The sequence below is a fragment of the uncultured Rummeliibacillus sp. genome, from assembly GCF_934216135.1.
Classification (GTDB): domain Bacteria; phylum Bacillota; class Bacilli; order Bacillales_A; family Planococcaceae; genus Rummeliibacillus.
Genome location: NZ_CAKQBI010000004.1, coordinates 56,535 through 76,356 on the forward strand (window position 1 = coordinate 56,535; position 19,822 = coordinate 76,356).

Sequence of the window (19,822 nt, forward strand, 5' to 3'; positions counted from 1 at the left end):
GAAGGAAGTTTAACATGAAATTAGAAGATTTTGATTACTATTTACCAGAAGAATTAATCGCACAAACACCATTAAAAGACCGTGCTTCTAGTCGTCTTATGGTGTTAGATCGTGAAACTGGTGAAGTTTCCCATCATCATTTCCGTGATATTTTGGATGAATTACATGAAGGGGATTGCCTAATTCTAAATAATACTCGAGTATTACCTGCACGTTTAATCGGTGTGAAAGAAGAAACAGGTGCTCATATTGAAGTATTATTATTAAAACAAACAAGTGATGACCAATGGGAAACACTTGTAAAACCAGCTAAACGTGTAAAAGTGGGTACTGAAATCACTTTTGGTGACGGTTTACTAAAAGCAACATGTACTGGCGAATTAGAACACGGTGGCCGTATGTTTAAATTCGATTACGAAGGAATTTTCATCGAAATTCTTGAAAAACTTGGTACAATGCCATTACCACCATATATTCATGAACAACTAGAAGATCAAGAACGTTACCAAACTGTTTACTCTAAAGAACTTGGATCCGCAGCTGCTCCAACAGCAGGTCTTCACTTTACAGAAGAATTGTTAGATCAAATTCGTGCAAAAGGTGTAAAAGTAGCATTCCTAACATTACATGTCGGAATCGGTACTTTCCGTCCAGTAAGTGTTGAAAATATCGAAGAACACGATATGCATGCAGAATTTTATAACCTATCTGAAGAAACTGCAAAAGTGATCAATGATACAAAAGCAAATGGCGGACGTGTCATCGCAGTTGGAACAACTTCTACTCGTACTCTTGAAACAATTGCACATCGTAATGATGGCCAAATTGTTGCAGAATCAGGTTGGACAACTATTTTCATCTACCCAGGTTTTGAATACCAAGCAATTGATGGAATGGTTACAAACTTCCACTTACCAAAATCTACGCTTGTTATGATGATCAGTGCACTCGCAGGCCGTGAAAATGTGTTAAATGCATATAAAATTGCTGTAGAAAATAAATATCGTTTCTTCAGTTTCGGTGATGCAATGTTCATCCGACCAAAAGCAAAGAAAGGAAATTAATACATGTCTCAAGCAATTCGATATGAGCTTATTAAAACAGATAAGCAAACAGGTGCAAGGTTAGGAATTGTGCATACACCGCACGGCTCCTTTGAAACACCAGCATTTATGCCAGTTGGCACACAAGCAACAGTTAAAACAATGTCGCCAGAAGAAGTAAAAGGAATGGGTGCTGGCATTATTTTAAGTAATACGTATCACTTATGGCTTCGTCCAGGTCACGAAATTATTCGTGAAGCAGGTGGGCTACACAAATTTATGAACTGGGATCGAGCAATTTTAACGGACTCAGGCGGTTTCCAAGTATTTAGTTTAAGCGATATTCGTCGTATTGAAGAAGAAGGCGTTCATTTCCGTAACCATCTAAATGGAGACAAGCTTTTCTTAAGCCCAGAAAAATCAATGGAAATTCAAAATGCTCTTGGTTCAGATATTATGATGGCATTTGATGAATGCCCTCCATATCCAGCTACGTATGAATATATGAAGAATTCTGTGGAACGAACTTCAAGATGGGCAGAACGTTGCTTAAAAGCGCATGCTCGTCCAGAAGACCAAGGGTTATTTGGGATAGTACAAGGTGGGGAATTCGAAGACCTTCGTAAACAATCTGCGAAGGATTTAGTTTCTCTTGATTTCCCTGGTTATGCAATTGGTGGTTTATCAGTTGGTGAACCAAAAGATATTATGAATAGAATGCTTGAATATACGACACCATTGTTACCTTCCAACAAACCACGTTATTTAATGGGAGTAGGTTCACCAGATTCATTAATCGATGGAGCCATTCGTGGTATTGATATGTTTGACTGCGTTTTACCAACTCGTATTGCACGAAATGGTACATGTATGACTAGTCAAGGACGTTTAGTTGTGAAAAATGCTAAGTATGCTCGTGACTTTGGACCACTTGATCCTAACTGTGATTGCTATACTTGCAAAAACTATTCACGTGCATATATTCGTCATTTGATCAAAGCAGATGAAACATTTGGTATTCGTTTAACTTCATATCATAATCTATACTTCTTACAAGATTTGATGCGTCAAGTTCGTCAAGCAATCCGTGAAGATCGCCTTGGTGACTTCCGTGAAGAATTCTTTGAACAATATGGTTTTAATAAACCAAATGCAAAAAATTTCTAATTCTTGTATAATAAATGCTAGAGATAGAAAGGGGGATATAAATGCAAGGTTTACAAGGTCTAATACCGATGATTATTATTTTTGCGTTAATGTATTTTATGTTGATTCGTCCAGCTCAAAAACAACGTAAAAATACTCAATCAATGCAAAATAGTTTGGCAAAAGGTAATAAGGTTGTTACAATTGGTGGTTTACACGGTGAAATCGAAGCAATCGATGACTCATCAGTGTTGATCAAAGTTGAAGATGGCTCAAAATTACGTTTTGAACGTGCTGCAATAGGGAAAGTACTAGATGGAGCAACAGCTACAAAATAATTTAATAAATAATTATTATCGTATAAATAATATTGTGAGTTGAATACTATTCATACATTAAAAAGCCTTTATTTCTCTTGAAATAAAGGCTTTTTTCCATATTTGTAGAAATTAATAGTATACCATTCTGAAGGGAAGCAGTGACGGTGTCTAAAAGACAACACAATATTCATAAGAAAATTGAACAGTTAGGATTTGATGATGATACGATTCATGCACGCTTGACTGCAAAACAGCGTATGTTTCAAAATCGTTCAGGAAGCAATCGTGTTAGAGTACCTACTAAACCAAAATGGATTCGCTCATTAGGGTTCATTGTTTTTATATTACTTATGTGTGGATTAGTAATAGTTGCAATTTCTCTTTTGTTATAATGCATAATTTTATGGGAAAGACAAAGGATAGAAGTTAAAAAGGGGTCATGATGTGAACGATTTTATAATAATCGCATTTCGTACGTTCTTCCTATACTTTGTCATTTTAATTATTTTCAAGTTAATGGGGAAACGTGAAGTTGGGGAATTAAGCGTAATGGATTTGGTGATTTTTATATTAATTGCAGATGTAGCTTCGTTTGCAGTGGATAACCCGAAAAGAAGTTTATTTGAATCCATTTTACCAATGATCATCCTATTAGTTATACAAGTAACTATTTCATTTATTTCCTTAAAAAGTAAGAAAGTTCGTGATAAAATAGATGGTGATCCAACAATAATTATTCGTGATGGTGTACTTTTAGAAAAAGAGATGAAAAGACAGCGTTATAATTTAGATGATTTGTTCCAACAGCTTAGAGAAAAAGACATAGGTTCTGTACAAAAAATAGCGTATGCATTTTTAGAACCATCCGGAAATCTGTCGGTATTTATGAAGGATAATTTACCGCCAATTTTGCCATTAATAGTAGACGGTGAGATTCAAAAAAGACATCTATTATTAATCAAAAAAAGCGAACGATGGTTAAGAAGTGAATTAAGTAAAATTGGACATGACGATCATAGTAAAATTTTTTACTGTTGTTTTGAAGATGGTAAGATCCATGTCCAATTGAAATCATAGTCTTTTTCTTAATGTCTTCGTTAAGTAACGAAAATCATTGATACGAATTTGATTGGTAAACATTAGTACAACAAATATGATCGCAAGAGTAATCGAACCATTTATCCATAGGTTAAATTGAGAAGTAGGAATAATGTATTCGCGAAAAACAACGATTAAAATGGAAGCCCAGTAAGGTATGATAAATAACTTAAACCCGGTATCGACATATTTCTTTTTTCGAATAGTTGCGATATGCAAGAAGGAAGTGATGAGTACACCAAAACCGATTGCAATAACAGCACCCGTTTCCGCAATTTCTGGTTGAGATGCGAGAGCGAGCATTACTAAAAGTTTGCCAACTCCGCCATATACAGAATTCATCATAGCAGCTTTTGCTTCATCTAATGCTTGCAAGATAGAATTTAATGGGCTCTGAATGTAATAAAAGAAGAAAATAGGTGCTAATAATTTCATATACCCTCTATCTTCTGATAGATGGAAAAGCTTGGTTGCAAATTCATCACCATATAGATAAAAGAAAACAGCGCTAAAGCAACCGACAATTGTGGATAATCTTAGAGCGATATGCACTCTCTCTCTTAGCAATGATTGATTGCCTCGGGCGACAGCATCACTTACTGCGGGAATTAGTACAACAGCTAAAGCAAAAGGAATAAATGATGGGAACAGCAATAATGGTATATGCACACCTGAAATAATGCCATATTGCTTTGTTGCAGCTGCAGCGGTTAATCCTGCTAAAGTCAAAGCTTTTAAAAATACAATTGGTTCTAAAAACCAAGTAAAAGATCCAAATAGTCTACTACCTGTTGATGGTAACGCAATATCTAAAATCGGTTTTGGAGAAGAATAACCAGTCGATGATAGCACGAGTCCTTTTTGTTTTGCATGTAAATATTTCCAATACAAATAGATTAGAGCAGCTGCTTCAGCGAGCCCTGTAATTACCATTGCGTAGGTTGCTGTCATAGCTGGGTTATCTTGTACAACGCCATATGGTAAAAGCCATGTAATCATTGCAATTCGAATGACTTGTTCGATTGTTTGGGACCAAGCTGTTTCTTCAATACGTGCAAGGCCTTGGAATAATCCTTTCAAAAGAGCAGAAGCAATTGAAAGTGGAACAGTGAACAATGAGACATATAAAAGCATTCGCACATGATTATCATGTAAGAGATTTTCAGCTAAATACGGGATGAATAATAGTATAAGTGGAAAGAAAATAAGTATAGATATATAGCTTAATAGTCTTGATGTTCGCATTAACTTACTAATTTCAACTCTTTTACCTTTTGCCTCTAGTTCTGCAACGATTTTCGCAATGGCAGTTGGTATACCTAATTGGACAAGGGATAAAAAGAATATAAATGCTGGATATGCTGTCATGTAAACTCCAACAGCGTCTTCACCAGCAACTCGCATAAATTGCATTCGATATAAGAATCCTAATAATTTAGAGAGTAGAACCGCTCCCATTAATAAAAATGTGCCATGGAAAAATGAAGTCATAAGGTCCCTTCTTTCTATATATACAATTTCATCGGAAGAATAAATCTTGTACGTTCAAAATACGGAAAAGGACGTGAGTATATTGGTAGTTCAATATGAGCAATTGTTTCAAAAAGTATTACCTGTCCTATCGATTAGAAAAGCTGATTTTAAGATGGAAGGTTTAAAACATATTACTGAACAAGATATTTGGCGATTTTTGGTTTCTAAAAAATGGAGAAAGATAGATGAATCCGATTTAGCTTTACATAAAGTAATTGAAGATATATTTTCTTTAACTGCTGCTCAGTATATGACTTTCACACAAGTAGAAGAACTAAAAAGTTCAAATTGGTTTGCTCCTATTAACGAAGAAGAATTTCAATTATTAATAGGTAAAGGAAACTCAAGTTCACAAGAAATTTCTTCATAAAATTGTAAATAGTATATGGGATTGATTTGACAGGTAGACAAACCTGTTTCATAATAAACGTGTTATGCAATAAAATGTAAGCTAGAATCAATAGAATTAGAATTATGTATTTAGAAGAATTCTACGCTTCATAAGGGCAATTCATGCTCGTAATTGGAAGATAGTTTACTGACTAGGACAACACTTCTATACAAAGTAGTGACAGGACAACTAGCTAACAAAACGGACATTAAGAATTGTCTACTGTCATTAGTAATACCGCGGTATTGTTTGAGGAGGAAGTTTTAATGAAATTAAAAAGCCGAATCGTCGCGTTCCTGATGATTGTCGTTGTAATTGGCGCACTTATGGGAACGACCGTTAAAGGCGTACTAAGTAATATTAACTTAGGCCTAGATCTTCAAGGCGGCTTCGAAGTTCTTTATCAAGTAGAACCGTTGAAAAAAGGACAGAAAATCACGGAAAGTGATGTTAAAGCAACAGCAGAGGCCATTAGTAAACGTGTCAATGTTCTTGGTGTTAGTGAACCAAGCATCCAAATTGAAAGCGGAAATCGTATCCGTGTTCAATTAGCAGGTGTTAAGGATCAAGAATCAGCACGTGAAGTTCTTTCAAACCAAGCAAATCTAACTTTCCGTGACGTCAATGACAAAGTGTTATTAGACGGTAATGATTTGCAACAAGGCGGAGCAAAAGCAGCATTTGACCAAGAGGGTCGTCCGATGGTTACACTTAAACTGAAGGACCCTGATAAGTTTGGTCAAGTAACTAGCAAGATTGCTGCAATGGGATCACCTAATAATTTATTGGTAATTTGGTTAGACTTCGATGAAGGAAAAGATTCTTATAAAAAAGAAGTTTTGAAAAAAAATCCTAGATTTGAATCTAATCCACAAGTTACTCAAACAATCAATTCAAAAGATGTTCAAATCACTGGTAATTATACAGTACAAGAAACTAAAGATTTAGCAGGTATTTTAAATGCTGGTGCACTTCCTGCTAAACTTACTGAAATGTATTCAACTTCTGTTGGTGCACAGTTCGGTGATGAAGCTTTAAATAGTACAGTATTTGCTAGTATTATTGGTGTAGCGCTAATCTTTATCTTTATGTTATTGGTTTATCGTTTACCAGGTTTAATAGCAGATATTACACTTACTATTTTCACATTTATTGTTTTAGTATTGTTTGACTGGATTCATGTAGTCTTAACTCTACCAGGTATTGCTGCTTTAGTTCTTGGGATAGGGATGGCAGTTGATGCGAATATCCTTATGTATGAACGTATCAAAGAAGAATTACGTGTTGGTAAATCTGTAAAAGCTGCGTTCCATTCGGGCTCAAAATCGTCATTCACTGCGATTTTTGATGCGAATATTACAACGTTACTTGCAGCTGGCGTATTATTTGCTTTTGGTACAAGCTCCGTTAAAGGTTTTGCGACAACATTAATCATTTCAATCTTAGTCAGCTTTCTAACAGCTGTATGGGGTACACGTATCCTATTAGGATTGCTTGTTAATAGTGGTTATTTAGATGGAAAAGTTGGATTATTTGGTGTCAAAAAATCTCGTGTTCATAAGATTGAAGAGGGTGTTGATACACTTGATCTATCAACACATTTCGATCGTTTCGACTTTGTACACAATCGCAATAAATTCTTCGCATTATCAGCAGTCTTAATCATCGCAGGTATGATTATACTAGGTATTTTCAAACTGAACCTTGGTATTGATTTCACACATGGTTCTCGTGTTGAAGTTACATCTAATCATGCATTAACGAAAGATGATGTAGAATCTTATATTGATAAAATTGGTTTTTCTTCAGATGATATTGTCATTTCAGGAAACAAAAATGACCGAGCAGTCATCCGATATAAACACGATTTTTCAAAAGATGATGTTAAAAAGTTAAATGCTGAGTTCAAAAAAGAATATGGTGATACACCTAGTATTAGTACAGTTTCACCAACAATCGGTACAGAATTAGCGAAAAATGCTGTAAAAGCATTACTTTGGGCAGCACTTGGTATCATTATTTATGTCGCTTTCCGATTCGAATGGCGAATGGGTATTGGTGCAATTGCCTCATTACTTCATGACGTATTCTTTATGGTAGCGATATTCAGTCTATTCCGTATAGAAGTAGACATTACTTTTATCGCAGCTGTATTAACCATTGTCGGTTACTCAATTAATGATACAATCGTAACATTTGACCGTATTCGAGAAAACTTACATCGCGTTAAGAAGATTAAAGATGCTGACGATTTAGCGCATATTGTCAATAAATCATTACGTCAAACTTTAGGACGTTCTGTTAATACAGTTATGACCGTAATTGTAGTAGTTGTAGCGCTATTAATCTTCGGTGCAAGCTCTATATCCACATTCTCAATCGCGTTATTAATTGGTTTAGTAACAGGTATGTATTCTTCTATCTACATTGCAGCCCAAATTTGGTACGTATTAAAAGTACGTGAAATGAAGAAAAAAGGGCATGTTGATGTAGATAAAAAGAAAAAACAATGGGGATCAGACGAGCCTGTAGTGTAATCTATTTCTCCAGTATTTAAAAAATGAAAAACCAACCTATTGTATTTCAGTAGGTTGGTTTTTATTTTGAAAAATAGTATAAATGTTACTGGATAGTATTAATAAAGTATTAAAATAGGCATAAAATTATGATATTATAAAAGTGTATAAAGTACTTAATATGTAATAAAATAAGGTTATTAGAACTACTTTTGCGGATTCGTAAAAATTTGGTGCGGTGGGATGTGCTAAATTTTAATAGAAAGTGGAGAATTAAATGATGAGTACAAAAAAATGGATCGTAGCATATTTGACAATGTGTATTATTTTCGTGATTTCCCCATTATTTTCTCAAGCAAAAGATGAGCAATATCAAAATGTGATGGTCGTTTATAATGATGACGACGGTAAAAAGCAAGTTTTAAAACAGGCAACTAAAACGGAACATACATATGAAAATCTACATACGATTGAGGGGACATTTTCAAAAGAAGCAATCAATTCTTTAAAGAAGACATCTGGTATTAAAGTTGTTGAAAAAAATCCAGTAACACTTCAAATCGAAAATACATCTAGTTCAATACTTACAACAATTACACCAAATTGGAATATCAATGCGGTTAACGCACAAAAAGCATGGGCTTCCGGTTTAACAGGGCAAAATGTAAAGGTAGCAGTCATTGATACAGGTGTGGCTATCAATAGCTCATTACCTAATGTGAAGCGATATTCATTTGTAGATGATAATCCAACAACTCGTATTGATGAAAGTTCACCATATGATATAGATGGGCATGGCACATTTGTCTCAGGAATCATTGCTGCAAGTTTAACTTCAAGCCAATTATACGGCAATATTGTAGGGATTGCTCCGGATGCTACGATATATAGTCTAAAAGTATTTGAAAAAGATGGAGCAAGTATGGAATCTATATTAAAAGCACTTGAATGGTCGATTGAAAATAAGATAGATATTGTTAATATGTCGCTTGGAACTCCAGATGATGACCCAATCTTAAAAAATGCGATCCAAGCAGCTTATAACGCTGGTTTAACAATTGTCGCTGCTGCAGGAAATGATGGTATCGGAAAAAATGTAGAATATCCTGCAAGATATGATGGTGTGATTGCTGTTTCTTCAGTGGATCGTAGCAATCAGATTTCTTATTTTTCAAACACCGGTTCAAAGGTGGAATTTACAGCACCAGGAAGTGATATTTATAGCTTAGGAATTAATGGCAAATACGAAAAAGGTTCTGGTACTTCTTTTGCTGCTCCTCATGTTACGGGCATTTTAGCATTACTAACCCAGCAATATCCAGATTATAATAACGAAAAGCTTCGTAAAGTTCTCAGAAATTATACAATAGATTTAGGAAGTAAAGGAAAAGATCCATACTATGGATATGGTTTAGTGAATTATAATTTAACAACACCAGATGACGTCCAAAAGCTTGAAGTTCATAACATCACAGAAAATTCAGCAATGATTTCATTTGCGCCCAAAGAAAATTCTATAATACCTTCTGAAAAATATAATATATATATAAATAATAAACGAATTGCTACAACAACAGGACATGACTATACTTTTACTAATTTAAAAGAGGGTACTACCTACAAAGTTTTAGTTGAATCAGTGAGTGCTAATAATATTGCTTCAGCAGGTAAAGATATTGCCTTTACAACGATAAAACCAACTGTAGAGGAACAGTACATAAAAAAATATAGAAATACTATTACAAGTTGGATTTCTCGAGTTGAAAAAGGACAATCATTAACGTTCCAAACACAATTTGCCTACCTTTATTCAATAAAAGAAGGTTTATCAAAGTCTCAAAAAAAATTGCTCTCTAATTATAATAAGAAGATAAAACTAGTTATTATTTCTTCTACTTCAACATCTAGTTATGTAAAAGCATCAAACTTAAAAAGTCTTAAATCAAAAAAAACAACAACTATTACATTTGGCACAGCTTTAAAAACTAAAACATTAACAACAAGTAAAGTGTCGATTATTCATGCTGGTAAAAAAATAACTGGTTTTAAACTTAAAAAGGATACAAAAGGAAAAACAATTAAACTATCAACAACCAAAACGTTAGCGAAAGGAAATTACGTAATCTTCATAAATAACAAAGGTGTCAAAACTTCAAAAGGAAAACAATTATCTAGACCAATTGCAATTGAATATGTCTTAAAATAATTTAAAGAAACAATAGTAATGTAGAAGAAACTGAATAACAAACATTTATAATAACGAATTTTCCAAAATGGAAAGAGACGCTTTTTGTTCAAACTTAAACAGAAAATGTCTCTTTTCTTTGGCTATTCTATCTCTATCATCCACGCATTCGATTTAAAATAGTATTCTACTTTCAATAATGAGCATATATTTTGTATAATGAATTTCATGAGGAAGTGACATAATGACAGCAACTGAAAAAAGATGGCGTATTAATCGCCCAGATGAACAACTAGTGAAAAATCTTGTTGACGGACTTAAAATCTCTTCTATATCAGCAAAAATTTTAGTAGCACGTGGTTTCACAACAATTGAAGAAGCTCGTGCTTTTTTAATGATAGATGAGCATGCTATCCATGACCCATTTGAAATGCACGGCATGAAAGAAGCTGTTGAACGAATAAATAAAGCCATACAAAATAGAGAAAAAATATTAATATATGGGGATTACGATGCTGACGGGATTACAAGTACAACTGTGATGAAAACGGCGCTTCAAGATTTAGGAGCTGATGTCTCACATATGATTCCAAATAGATTTACCGATGGTTATGGGCCTAGTGAAAGATTATTTAGAGAAGCACATGAAAAAGGCTATCAACTTATTATTACTGTGGATAATGGGATTGCTGGAAACAAAGAAGTTCAGTTGGCTAAAGAGTTAGGGATGGATGTAATCATCACGGACCACCATGAACCAGGTGAAACACTACCTCCAGCAGATGTTATCATCCATCCAAGACACCCAGATGGACATTATCCTTTTGGAGAATTGGCTGGTGTAGGTGTTGCATTTAAAGTGGCACACGCATTATATGGAGAATTTCCAAAGCACTTATTGGAAATTGCGGCAATCGGGACTGTAGCCGATTTAGTTCCACTATTAGATGAAAATCGATATCTAGTAAAAGCTGGTATTGAAGCACTGCAATATTCTACGAGACCCGCTATTAAAGCAATAGCCAAAGTATCCGGTGTAAATCAACAAGAAATTGATGAAGAAACAATTGGTTTTGCTTTTGCGCCAAGATTAAATGCATTAGGAAGATTGGGAGATGCAGCTCCTGGTGTTGACTTCTTAATGTCTCAAGATATGTCTGAAGCGATGTCGATGGCCGAATATTTGAACGAGCAGAACAAAGAACGGCAAGAAATGGTTAAAAATATAACTGAACAAGCTATTACAATGGTTGAAAATGATGAAGAAATTGGAAATTCACAAGTATTAGTCATTGCAGAAGAAGGATGGAACCCTGGAGTAGTTGGAATAGTTGCATCAAGATTAGTAGAAAAATATTACAGACCAACTATTATACTTTCAGTTGATGTGGAAAAAGGGATTGCCAAAGGTTCTGCACGTTCTATAGAAGGATTCCATATGTATAAAGAGCTTGCAAAAAATAGAGATATCTTACCGGCTTTTGGGGGGCACCCTATGGCTGCAGGGATGACACTCGCAATGGAAGATGTTGACGAACTGCGCTATCGATTAGACAAGCAAGCTAGAGAATGTTTAACAGAAGAGGATTTAACACCTGTTTTAGATATTGATATACCGCTCACTCTTGAGGAAATTGATATACATGCAATCGAAGACGTCCGTATGCTAGGTCCATTCGGTACTAGTTTTGCCAAACCTGTCTATGGAATTGAAGATGCTTCAATTCAATCAATGCGAAAAATTGGTGCCAACGAAGATCATATAAAAATACAAATAGTTTCAAATAATTATGAACTTGATGCTGTAGGATTCCATAAAGGGAATCTTGCTGACGAGTTAACATATGGTATCAAAGTATACTTTGCAGGCGATTTACAAATTAATGAATGGAATGGCAAAAAGAAGCCACAATTGATGTTACAAGATGTTCATACTGATGAATGGCAATTATTTGATCTTAGAGGAATTAGACAAGTTGCTAGGTGGCTCCAAACAATCCCACTTGAAAGTGCAACTTTTATAGCTTTCAGGGAAGAAACTTTAAACTATTATGAATCTTTAATACCTAAAAAAATTCAAAGTTATTCGGATGATATATCAGAAGAAAGTTGTATGAAATATATTGTAGTTTTAGATTTGCCACAAAATGTTCAAATGTTAGAGCAGCTTTTAGAAAATGTAAAACCAAGCAGAATTTATGCACATTTTTACATCCCAGATTCTCATTATTTTGATGGAATGCCTACAAGAGAGCAGTTTGTCTGGTATTATACTTTTTTAAGAAAAAGACAAGTATTTCAATTACGACAACATTTAAATGAGTTGGCAAAGCATAAAGGTTGGAGCCGAGATATGCTTATTTTTATGACACAGGTGTTTTTTGAACTTGGATTTGTTACAATAGAGAATGGACTCGCGAAAGTTGTAGATCATCCACCGAAAAAAGAGTTAACAAGTGCGAAAATCTATCAACAACGCGCGCAACAAATGGATTTAGAACAAACCCTATTGTATGCACCCTATAAGGATTTAAGAGAGTGGTTTGACCTTCGTTTAAATGGTCAATCAGTTTCTGAGGAGGAACAATAATAATGGATTTAAAACAATATGTGACAATCGTAGAAGATTGGCCTAAAGAAGGTATTTCTTTTAAAGATATCACAACAATTATGGATAATGGTAAAGCATATAAATATGCAACCGACCAAATTGTAGAATATGCAAAAAAAGTTGGAGCAGAATTGATCGTAGGTCCAGAAGCACGTGGATTTATCACAGGATGTCCGGTTGCTTATGCACTTGAAATAGGTTTTGCACCAGTACGTAAACCAGGTAAATTACCACGTGAAGTCATTACTGCAGATTATGGCCTTGAATACGGTAAAGATACATTGACAATGCATAAAGACGCAGTAAAACCAGGTCAAAAAGTATTAATCGTAGATGATTTACTAGCTACTGGTGGTACAGTAGATGCGGCAATTCGCTTAGTTGAACAACTTGGTGGGGAAGTTGTCGGATGTGCTTTCTTAATCGAATTAGAAGAATTACATGGCCGCGATAAAATTCAAAATTATGATGTCTTTACACTTATGAAATACTAATCTTTTAGCCCTCATTGCATTTGCATGAGGGTTTTCTTTTATGATTTTTAATACATATTGTGAATCCTTGAAGATATTGCTTCAAAACTATGTGAAATTTGTCGAATTATCAATTTTTTCGAGGAAATAGCCTTTACAAATAGGCTATTTTTTTTATACAATTAACTTTATACCTAATCGGAAAAATTATGAAATAGGGTGGGCTAACATGGCGAAAGATCAAGTGATGACAGTAGAAGAAGTTTTCTCAATTCTAACATCATATATGAATGAAGAACACGTTGCATTCGTAAAAAAAGCATATGAACTGGCAAAGGATGCACATAAAGAACAGTTCAGAAGTTCAGGTGAGCCATATATCTTACATCCTGTACAAGTTGCAGGTATTTTGGCGAATTTACAAATGGATCCAGAAACAGTTGCAGCAGGTTTTTTGCATGATGTCGTTGAGGATACACCTGTCACACGAGAAGACCTGGTTGAACAATTTAGTGAAGAAGTCGCAATGCTTGTAGATGGTGTTACAAAATTAGGGAAAATTAAATATAAGTCAAAAGCAGAACAACAAGCCGAGAATCATCGCAAAATGTTCGTAGCAATGGCGCAAGATATACGTGTCATTCTCATTAAATTAGCAGACAGATTACATAATATGAGAACGTTAAAACATTTACCAGTCGAAAAACAACGCCGTATCTCAAAAGAAACACTTGAAATCTTTGCTCCATTAGCTCACCGTCTAGGAATTTCAGCTATTAAGTGGGAGTTAGAAGATACTGCTCTTCGTTATTTAAATCCTCAGCAATATTACCGCATTGTCAATCTGATGAAACGTAAACGAGTTGAACGTGAGGACTATTTAAAATCTGTAATGGATGAAATTCATGTTCAACTAGATGATATCAGCATTAATGCGGATTTATCAGGACGTCCGAAACATATTTATAGTATTTATCGCAAAATGGTATTGCAAAACAAGCAATTTAACGAAATCTACGACTTGCTAGCTGTACGAGTCATTGTGGATAGTATTAAAGATTGCTACGCAGTACTAGGAATTATCCATACGCTTTGGAAGCCAATGCCGGGTCGTTTCAAAGACTATATTGCAATGCCAAAGCAAAACCTTTATCAATCACTTCATACAACTGTAATAGGGCCATATGGAGATCCTCTAGAAGTCCAAATTCGTACTAAAGATATGCATAAAATTGCTGAATACGGGGTTGCTGCGCATTGGGCATATAAAGAAGGCAAAACAGTAGATAATAATAAATCGAATATTGATAATAAGTTAACTTGGTTCCGTGAAATTTTAGAATTCCAAAATGAGTCTTCTAATGCAGAAGAATTTATGGAATCTCTTAAATTCGATTTGTTTTCTGATATGGTTTATGTATTTTCTCCAAAAGGTGATGTTATTGAATTACCATCAGGTTCAGTACCAATTGATTTTGCTTATCGTGTACACTCAGAAATCGGTAACAAAACAATTGGTGCCAAAGTAAATGGGAAAATGGTGCCTCTTGATACACCTTTAAAAACAGGTGACATTATAGAAATTATGACTTCTAAACAATCATTTGGACCGAGCCGAGATTGGTTGAATATTGCACAATCGTCACAAGCAAAGCATAAGATTAAGCAATTCTTTAAAAAGCAATTGCGTGAAGATAATGTCAACAAAGGTCGAGAAATGATTGAAAAGGAAATCATTGAACAAGGGTTTGACCCAAAAGAAATTCTTACATCTGAAAACTTTAAACGTGTATGTGAGAAAATGAATTATGCCAACGAAGATGATTTAGTTGCAGCTGTAGGATTTAATGGTATGACGGCTCTTCAAGTCGTTAATCGCCTTGCTGAGCGTGTCAGAAAACAACGTAGTCAAGAGGAAACTTTAGAGAAAATTACAAAAGAGATGAAAGCACCTTCAAAAGAAAAGGTTACTGAAACAGGTGTAATTGTTAAGGGATTGGATAATTTACTCATTCGCTTATCTCGTTGTTGTAATCCGGTACCAGGTGATAACATAGTTGGCTTTATCACAAAAGGCCGTGGTGTTTCTGTACACCGTGCAGATTGTTCGAATATCCAAACATCAGAAGATCGTGAACGATTAATCGATGTTGAATGGGGACACAATTTAGAACAACATAAATTATTCAATGTAGATATTGAAATTTCAGGCTTTGACCGAGTAGGCTTGTTAAACGAAGTGATACAAGTCGTTACAGAAACGAAAACTTCGATTAGTGGTATTAGTGCACGAACTGATCGTGATAAAATTGCTACCATTAGTCTAACTTTACAAATCAAACATATTCAACATCTATATAAAGTAGTAGATCGCGTAAAACAAATTCCAGATGTCTATTCTGTTCAACGTGTAATGCACTAAGATTGGAGATATTTTAATGAGAGTCGTTTTGCAACGAAGTAAAGAAGCATCTGTTACAGTGGATGGAAAAGTAACAGGGAAAATTGATCAAGGATATGTGTTATTAGTTGGAATTACACATGGAGATACAAAAGATGATGCAGATTACTTAGCAAAGAAAATTGTTAAAATGCGTATTTGGGAAGATGATGAAGGTAAGATGAATCACTCTATTAAAGAACATGGGGGAGACATTTTATCTGTTTCTCAATTCACTTTATATGCTGATACAAAAAAAGGGAATCGGCCAAGTTTTACAGATGCAGCCCGCCCTGAAGAAGCGTTTGGTTTATGGGAATACTTTAATAGTACTCTGTGTGCACTGGGACTTCATGTTGAAACAGGTGTCTTTGGTGCAATGATGGATGTAAAACTAACAAATGATGGACCTGTTACAATTATTCTTGAATCTAAGTAAACAAAAAACACCTGATTATAAATCAGGTGTTTTTTGTTGGCATTTCATTAGATGTTAATCACGACCATAATAAGATAAAAGACCGTTTACAACACCTTTTGCTACAGTTTCACGATATGCATTCGTATTTACTAATTTAGCGTCTGAAGAATTTGACACAAAGCCTAGTTCTAATAGTACAGAAACAACAGAATTATATCTTACAACGTAAAAGTCCATTGCTCTTAATTTACGATCGTTGTAATGAGGGTATTCTTCTTCAACAGCATCTTTAATACCGTTGTGAATGGCTTCTGCAAATTTTTTACTACTTACTTTAGCTGAACTTGAATAATAACTTTCATAGCCAGTAGCAGATGGACTAGCAGAATTGTGATGAACACTAATAAAGGCATTTGCACCTTTTTGTTTTGCATAGGCAGCACGCTGATCAAGTGTTAAGAACTGATCATCATTAGTACGTGTCATGTACACTGTTCCGCCAACTTTTTCAATCGCAGCCTGAATTTCTTTTGCGGCTTTTAAATTTAATGTTTTTTCTACAACCTTATTACCAGAAGCGCCGTTATCTTGTTTACCGTGGCCTGCATCAATGACGATTTTTATCCCTTTTAGAGAGCCTTTAACACTGTCAGAAACGGTTGTTGTTGGTTTCTTAGTAGTGATATTACTACTTGCGGTATTCGCTGAAATCCAACCTTTTTGTTTTGATGTATATTGAACTTCAACCCAATTATTATTAGACACTCGTAAAACTTTAAAGTAGTTTCCTTTCGAAACTTTACCAAGAGAAGGAGCTGCAGTAGTTGGTAAAGAGCGAACATTTAAAGTACCAGATTTCATCACAAAGTATTTTGTTTTAGATGGTTTTTCAGCAGTAAATGTTATGTTCTTTGTGGAAGCAAATCCATAGTAAGTACTACCGTTAATCCAACCTTCAATATCATCGTAATTGACATAAATCCATCCGTTACTTGCTTGTTTTAAAATTTGGACCTTTGTCTCAAATGGTACTTCTTGTCCAAGAGATTTAGCACTTGCACTATAATTATCTCTTATTGTTAGACCGGTTGGTTCTGTAACATAATAGTAGGTAGTTTCTTCTGGTACAACAACAGTGATAGAACTTGTAGTAGGTTCTTTAACTTTTTGAGTACCATACTTTGCAGAAACCCAACCTTTTTTTCCTGTTTGGTATGTTACTTCAACCCAATTATTACTAGCAATACGAGAAACTAATAGAGATTCGTTTTTCTTTACATAAGCTAAAAATTTTGAAGACGAATCTGGTTTTGATCTTACAGTTAAAGAGTTAGCTGTAACGACAAAGTATAAATTCTTTTTTGCATTTGTGATTTTAGGACTTGTAGTTTTAGCTTTGTTAGAAATTGTTACATATGTAGCGCTAACCCAACCAGTAATACTTGAAGTTTTAATCTTTACCCAACCATTTTTTTGTTGGATATATGTAGCAGTTTTTCCTTTGTTTAATTTTCCTAATGATTTAGAGTTAATGGAATTGGATTTTCGAATATTAAGGTTGTCCGTCTTAGAAGTAACAATTTTTGAAGTAGTTGATGCGGTTGAAACCGTTGTTTTGACAGTTTTTAAATATTTGGCAGAAGCCCAACCCGTTTTGTTTTTATACTTCACTTGATACCAATTTCCACTTTTCTTTACCTTTAGCAAAGTAGTATTCTTCTTTACAGTCGTCATGACTTTTGAACTAGTGTTAGGAGCAGTTCGAATATTAAGCGAAGTTGCAGTAACCTTTAACTTCGTAGAAGCGGCATTTGCATTGGGAACTACTGCGAACATTGAAAAGATTAAAACTAGACAAATTGAGACAATAGTCGCTGTATTTAGTTTAATAGTATTCATTTTCTTCCTCCTTTCTTCCATTGTAAGATGAAAAGAGATAAAAAACTATAAGTTTTTTCAAACAGTTGACATATTTCGCTGAAATGTTATCATATGAAGTAATCTTTAAGAAAAAATGTATGCCTATGACCAAGAAAGTAACGATCAAAAAGTACTTTTTAGAGAGGAAAAGACGTGGCTGAAAGCTTTTCTATAGTACTGATTAGTGAAAAACACTTGAGAGGCTTTTCTTCGAACGATTTATCTAGTAGGGGAAAACGGTATCGGCCGTTATCCGATTTGAGAGGATTTAGTATTAGCTAGATCAACTAGGGTGGAACCGCGGAAGCTTAATAGCTCTCGTCCCTTGCGTAATGCAGGGGATGAGGGCTTTTTTATTTTTCTTTGGGATTTTAGACAATCTCAATTATTCAAACTATCCGAAATTGAGTTGGCAGCTTAGTTGGTTGAGCTATTAAATATAGAAAGGAGACTGTTATGAGTTTTAAAGTACCTAGAGGCACACAAGATATTCTGCCTGGTCAATCAGAAAAATGGCAAAAAGTTGAGGGAATTATTCGTCATTTATGCCATACGTATCGTTATGAAGAAATTCGTACGCCAATGTTCGAGTCTACTGAATTATTCCAACGTGGTGTAGGCGATACAACAGATATCGTTCAAAAAGAAATGTACACATTTGAAGACCGTGGTGGTCGTTCTTTAACACTTCGCCCAGAAGGTACAGCCGGTGCTGTTCGTGCTTATGTAGAACATAAAATGTTCGGTCAACCTGACCAACCAGTTAAATTATCTTATATTGGTCCAATGTTCCGCTATGAGCGCCAACAAGCAGGTCGCTATCGCCAATTCGTACAGTTTGGCGTTGAGGCTATTGGCAGTAAAGACCCTGCTATTGATGCAGAAGTTATTTCACTAGCGATGAATGTCTATCGTGCTGTTGGTTTAACAGACTTAAAATTAGTCATTAACTCACTAGGTGACAAGGAGGTTCGTGATGCGCACCGTGAAGCACTTATTAATCACTTCCAACCGCATATTCATGAATTTTGCTCTGATTGCCAAAATCGCTTAGAGAAAAACCCTCTTCGTATTTTGGACTGTAAAGTAGATCACGACAACCCATTAATGGCTACTGCGCCTGCTTTAACAGATTTCTTGAACGAAGAATCAGCAACTTACTTTGAGCAAGTAAAACATTATTTAGATGTTTTAGGAATCGAATATGAAGTGGATCCTAACCTTGTACGTGGTCTTGACTACTATAACCACACAGCATTTGAAATTATGAGTACATCAAAAGGTTTTGGTTCAATTACAACACTTTGTGGTGGTGGTCGTTATCACGGACTAGTTGAAGAAGTTGGCGGTCCTGATGTGGCTGGTATCGGTTTTGCGATGAGTATTGAACGCTTATTACTAGCTCTTGAAGCTGAAGAAAAGAGTCTTGATACAGATTCTTCACTTGATCTATTCATCGTCGCAATGGACGATGCAGCAAAGGAAAAGGCTGTAGAGCTTGCAAGTACTTTCCGTACAAAAGGTATTGCGACAGAACTAGATTACGCAGGTCGTAAAATGAAAGCACAAATGAAAGCAGCTGATCGTCAAGGTGCTAAATGGGTGATTGTACTTGGCGAACAAGAGCTAGAAGAAAATGCTGCAAGTGTGAAAAATATGGAATCAGGCAACCAAGAAAAAGTACCATTCCATGACTTGGTAAACTATTTACAAACACATTAATTG

The 19,822-nt window shown here is 35.0% G+C and carries 15 protein-coding genes and 1 other annotated feature; of the genes, 13 read left to right on the forward strand and 2 right to left on the reverse strand.

Annotated features, from left to right (window positions below):
* The first annotated feature begins 14 nt into the window (after window positions 1–14).
* The 5 genes from queA (at window position 15) to Q0977_RS04055 (ending at window position 3,586) form a co-directional block, all read left to right on the forward strand.
* Complete coding sequence (gene queA / locus Q0977_RS04035; protein WP_119416168.1) at window positions 15–1,064, forward strand: tRNA preQ1(34) S-adenosylmethionine ribosyltransferase-isomerase QueA; 1,050 nt, start codon at window positions 15–17, stop codon at window positions 1,062–1,064.
* Between the two features lie 3 nt (window positions 1,065–1,067).
* Complete coding sequence (gene tgt, locus Q0977_RS04040; RefSeq protein ID WP_119416167.1) at window positions 1,068–2,210, forward strand: tRNA guanosine(34) transglycosylase Tgt; 1,143 nt, start codon at window positions 1,068–1,070, stop codon at window positions 2,208–2,210.
* Between the two features lie 41 nt (window positions 2,211–2,251).
* Complete coding sequence (gene yajC / locus Q0977_RS04045) at window positions 2,252–2,527, forward strand: preprotein translocase subunit YajC (protein WP_119416166.1); 276 nt, start codon at window positions 2,252–2,254, stop codon at window positions 2,525–2,527.
* Between the two features lie 146 nt (window positions 2,528–2,673).
* Window positions 2,674–2,901, forward strand: coding sequence for a hypothetical protein (locus Q0977_RS04050; protein ID WP_299510847.1), 228 nt, complete (start codon window positions 2,674–2,676; stop codon window positions 2,899–2,901).
* Between the two features lie 52 nt (window positions 2,902–2,953).
* Window positions 2,954–3,586: a DUF421 domain-containing protein gene (locus Q0977_RS04055; RefSeq protein ID WP_119416164.1), complete on the forward strand. Its 633-nt coding sequence runs from the start codon at window positions 2,954–2,956 to the stop codon at window positions 3,584–3,586.
* Here Q0977_RS04055 and Q0977_RS04060 read toward each other — a convergent pair.
* Complete coding sequence (locus Q0977_RS04060; protein ID WP_119416163.1) at window positions 3,581–5,098, reverse strand: polysaccharide biosynthesis protein; 1,518 nt, start codon at window positions 5,096–5,098, stop codon at window positions 3,581–3,583. The two genes, Q0977_RS04055 and Q0977_RS04060, sit on opposite strands and share 6 nt — an antisense overlap.
* 82 nt (window positions 5,099–5,180) lie before the next feature.
* Here Q0977_RS04060 and Q0977_RS04065 point away from each other — a divergent pair, with 82 nt between their 5' ends.
* The 7 genes from Q0977_RS04065 (at window position 5,181) to dtd (ending at window position 16,195) form a co-directional block, all read left to right on the forward strand.
* Window positions 5,181–5,510 carry a post-transcriptional regulator gene (locus tag Q0977_RS04065; RefSeq protein ID WP_158582366.1) on the forward strand — a complete coding sequence of 110 codons (330 nt, stop codon included), beginning with the start codon at window positions 5,181–5,183 and terminating at the stop codon, window positions 5,508–5,510.
* Window positions 5,511–5,797: 287 nt separating this feature from the next.
* Entirely contained in the window at window positions 5,798–8,068 is a 2,271-nt protein-coding gene (gene secDF / locus Q0977_RS04070; RefSeq protein ID WP_299510852.1) for a protein translocase subunit SecDF, read from the forward strand.
* Window positions 8,069–8,327: 259 nt separating this feature from the next.
* Entirely contained in the window at window positions 8,328–10,253 is a 1,926-nt protein-coding gene (locus Q0977_RS04075) for a S8 family serine peptidase (protein ID WP_299510854.1), read from the forward strand.
* A 223-nt stretch (window positions 10,254–10,476) separates the two neighbouring features.
* On the forward strand, window positions 10,477–12,822 hold the full coding sequence (gene recJ / locus Q0977_RS04080) for a single-stranded-DNA-specific exonuclease RecJ (protein ID WP_299510856.1): 2,346 nt from the start codon (window positions 10,477–10,479) through the stop codon (window positions 12,820–12,822).
* A 2-nt stretch (window positions 12,823–12,824) separates the two neighbouring features.
* Window positions 12,825–13,337, forward strand: coding sequence for an adenine phosphoribosyltransferase (locus Q0977_RS04085; protein WP_119416158.1), 513 nt, complete (start codon window positions 12,825–12,827; stop codon window positions 13,335–13,337).
* 208 nt (window positions 13,338–13,545) lie between these two features.
* The gene (locus tag Q0977_RS04090) at window positions 13,546–15,738 is read left to right on the forward strand and encodes a bifunctional (p)ppGpp synthetase/guanosine-3',5'-bis(diphosphate) 3'-pyrophosphohydrolase (RefSeq protein WP_119416157.1); all 2,193 of its coding nucleotides are present in this window, start codon (window positions 13,546–13,548) and stop codon (window positions 15,736–15,738) included.
* Window positions 15,739–15,754: 16 nt separating this feature from the next.
* Window positions 15,755–16,195 carry a D-aminoacyl-tRNA deacylase gene (gene dtd, locus Q0977_RS04095; RefSeq protein WP_299510860.1) on the forward strand — a complete coding sequence of 147 codons (441 nt, stop codon included), beginning with the start codon at window positions 15,755–15,757 and terminating at the stop codon, window positions 16,193–16,195.
* 54 nt (window positions 16,196–16,249) lie between these two features.
* Here dtd and Q0977_RS04100 read toward each other — a convergent pair whose 3' ends face one another.
* Window positions 16,250–18,076 carry an SH3 domain-containing protein gene (locus Q0977_RS04100; RefSeq protein WP_299510862.1) on the reverse strand — a complete coding sequence of 609 codons (1,827 nt, stop codon included), beginning with the start codon at window positions 18,074–18,076 and terminating at the stop codon, window positions 16,250–16,252.
* A 116-nt stretch (window positions 18,077–18,192) separates the two neighbouring features.
* Window positions 18,193–18,426 (forward strand) — a binding site (T-box leader).
* Between the two features lie 127 nt (window positions 18,427–18,553).
* Here Q0977_RS04100 and hisS point away from each other — a divergent pair.
* Window positions 18,554–19,819 (forward strand): histidine--tRNA ligase, encoded by a 1,266-nt coding sequence (gene hisS, locus Q0977_RS04105; protein WP_119416154.1) that lies wholly within the window; start codon window positions 18,554–18,556, stop codon window positions 19,817–19,819.
* Window positions 19,820–19,822 lie beyond the last annotated feature (3 nt).

What these genes read in the sequence shown, in the direction of transcription:
- queA (WP_119416168.1), top strand. Translation starts at nt 15, where the DNA reads ATGAAATTAGAAGATTTTGATTACTATTTACCAGAAGAATTAATCGCA.
- tgt (WP_119416167.1), top strand. Translation starts at nt 1,068, where the DNA reads ATGTCTCAAGCAATTCGATATGAGCTTATTAAAACAGATAAGCAAACA.
- yajC (WP_119416166.1), top strand. Translation starts at nt 2,252, where the DNA reads ATGCAAGGTTTACAAGGTCTAATACCGATGATTATTATTTTTGCGTTA.
- Q0977_RS04060 (WP_119416163.1), bottom strand. Translation starts at nt 5,098, where the DNA reads ATGACTTCATTTTTCCATGGCACATTTTTATTAATGGGAGCGGTTCTA.
- secDF (WP_299510852.1), top strand. Translation starts at nt 5,798, where the DNA reads ATGAAATTAAAAAGCCGAATCGTCGCGTTCCTGATGATTGTCGTTGTA.
- Q0977_RS04075 (WP_299510854.1), top strand. Translation starts at nt 8,328, where the DNA reads ATGAGTACAAAAAAATGGATCGTAGCATATTTGACAATGTGTATTATT.
- recJ (WP_299510856.1), top strand. Translation starts at nt 10,477, where the DNA reads ATGACAGCAACTGAAAAAAGATGGCGTATTAATCGCCCAGATGAACAA.
- Q0977_RS04085 (WP_119416158.1), top strand. Translation starts at nt 12,825, where the DNA reads ATGGATTTAAAACAATATGTGACAATCGTAGAAGATTGGCCTAAAGAA.
- Q0977_RS04090 (WP_119416157.1), top strand. Translation starts at nt 13,546, where the DNA reads ATGGCGAAAGATCAAGTGATGACAGTAGAAGAAGTTTTCTCAATTCTA.
- dtd (WP_299510860.1), top strand. Translation starts at nt 15,755, where the DNA reads ATGAGAGTCGTTTTGCAACGAAGTAAAGAAGCATCTGTTACAGTGGAT.
- Q0977_RS04100 (WP_299510862.1), bottom strand. Translation starts at nt 18,076, where the DNA reads ATGAATACTATTAAACTAAATACAGCGACTATTGTCTCAATTTGTCTA.
- hisS (WP_119416154.1), top strand. Translation starts at nt 18,554, where the DNA reads ATGAGTTTTAAAGTACCTAGAGGCACACAAGATATTCTGCCTGGTCAA.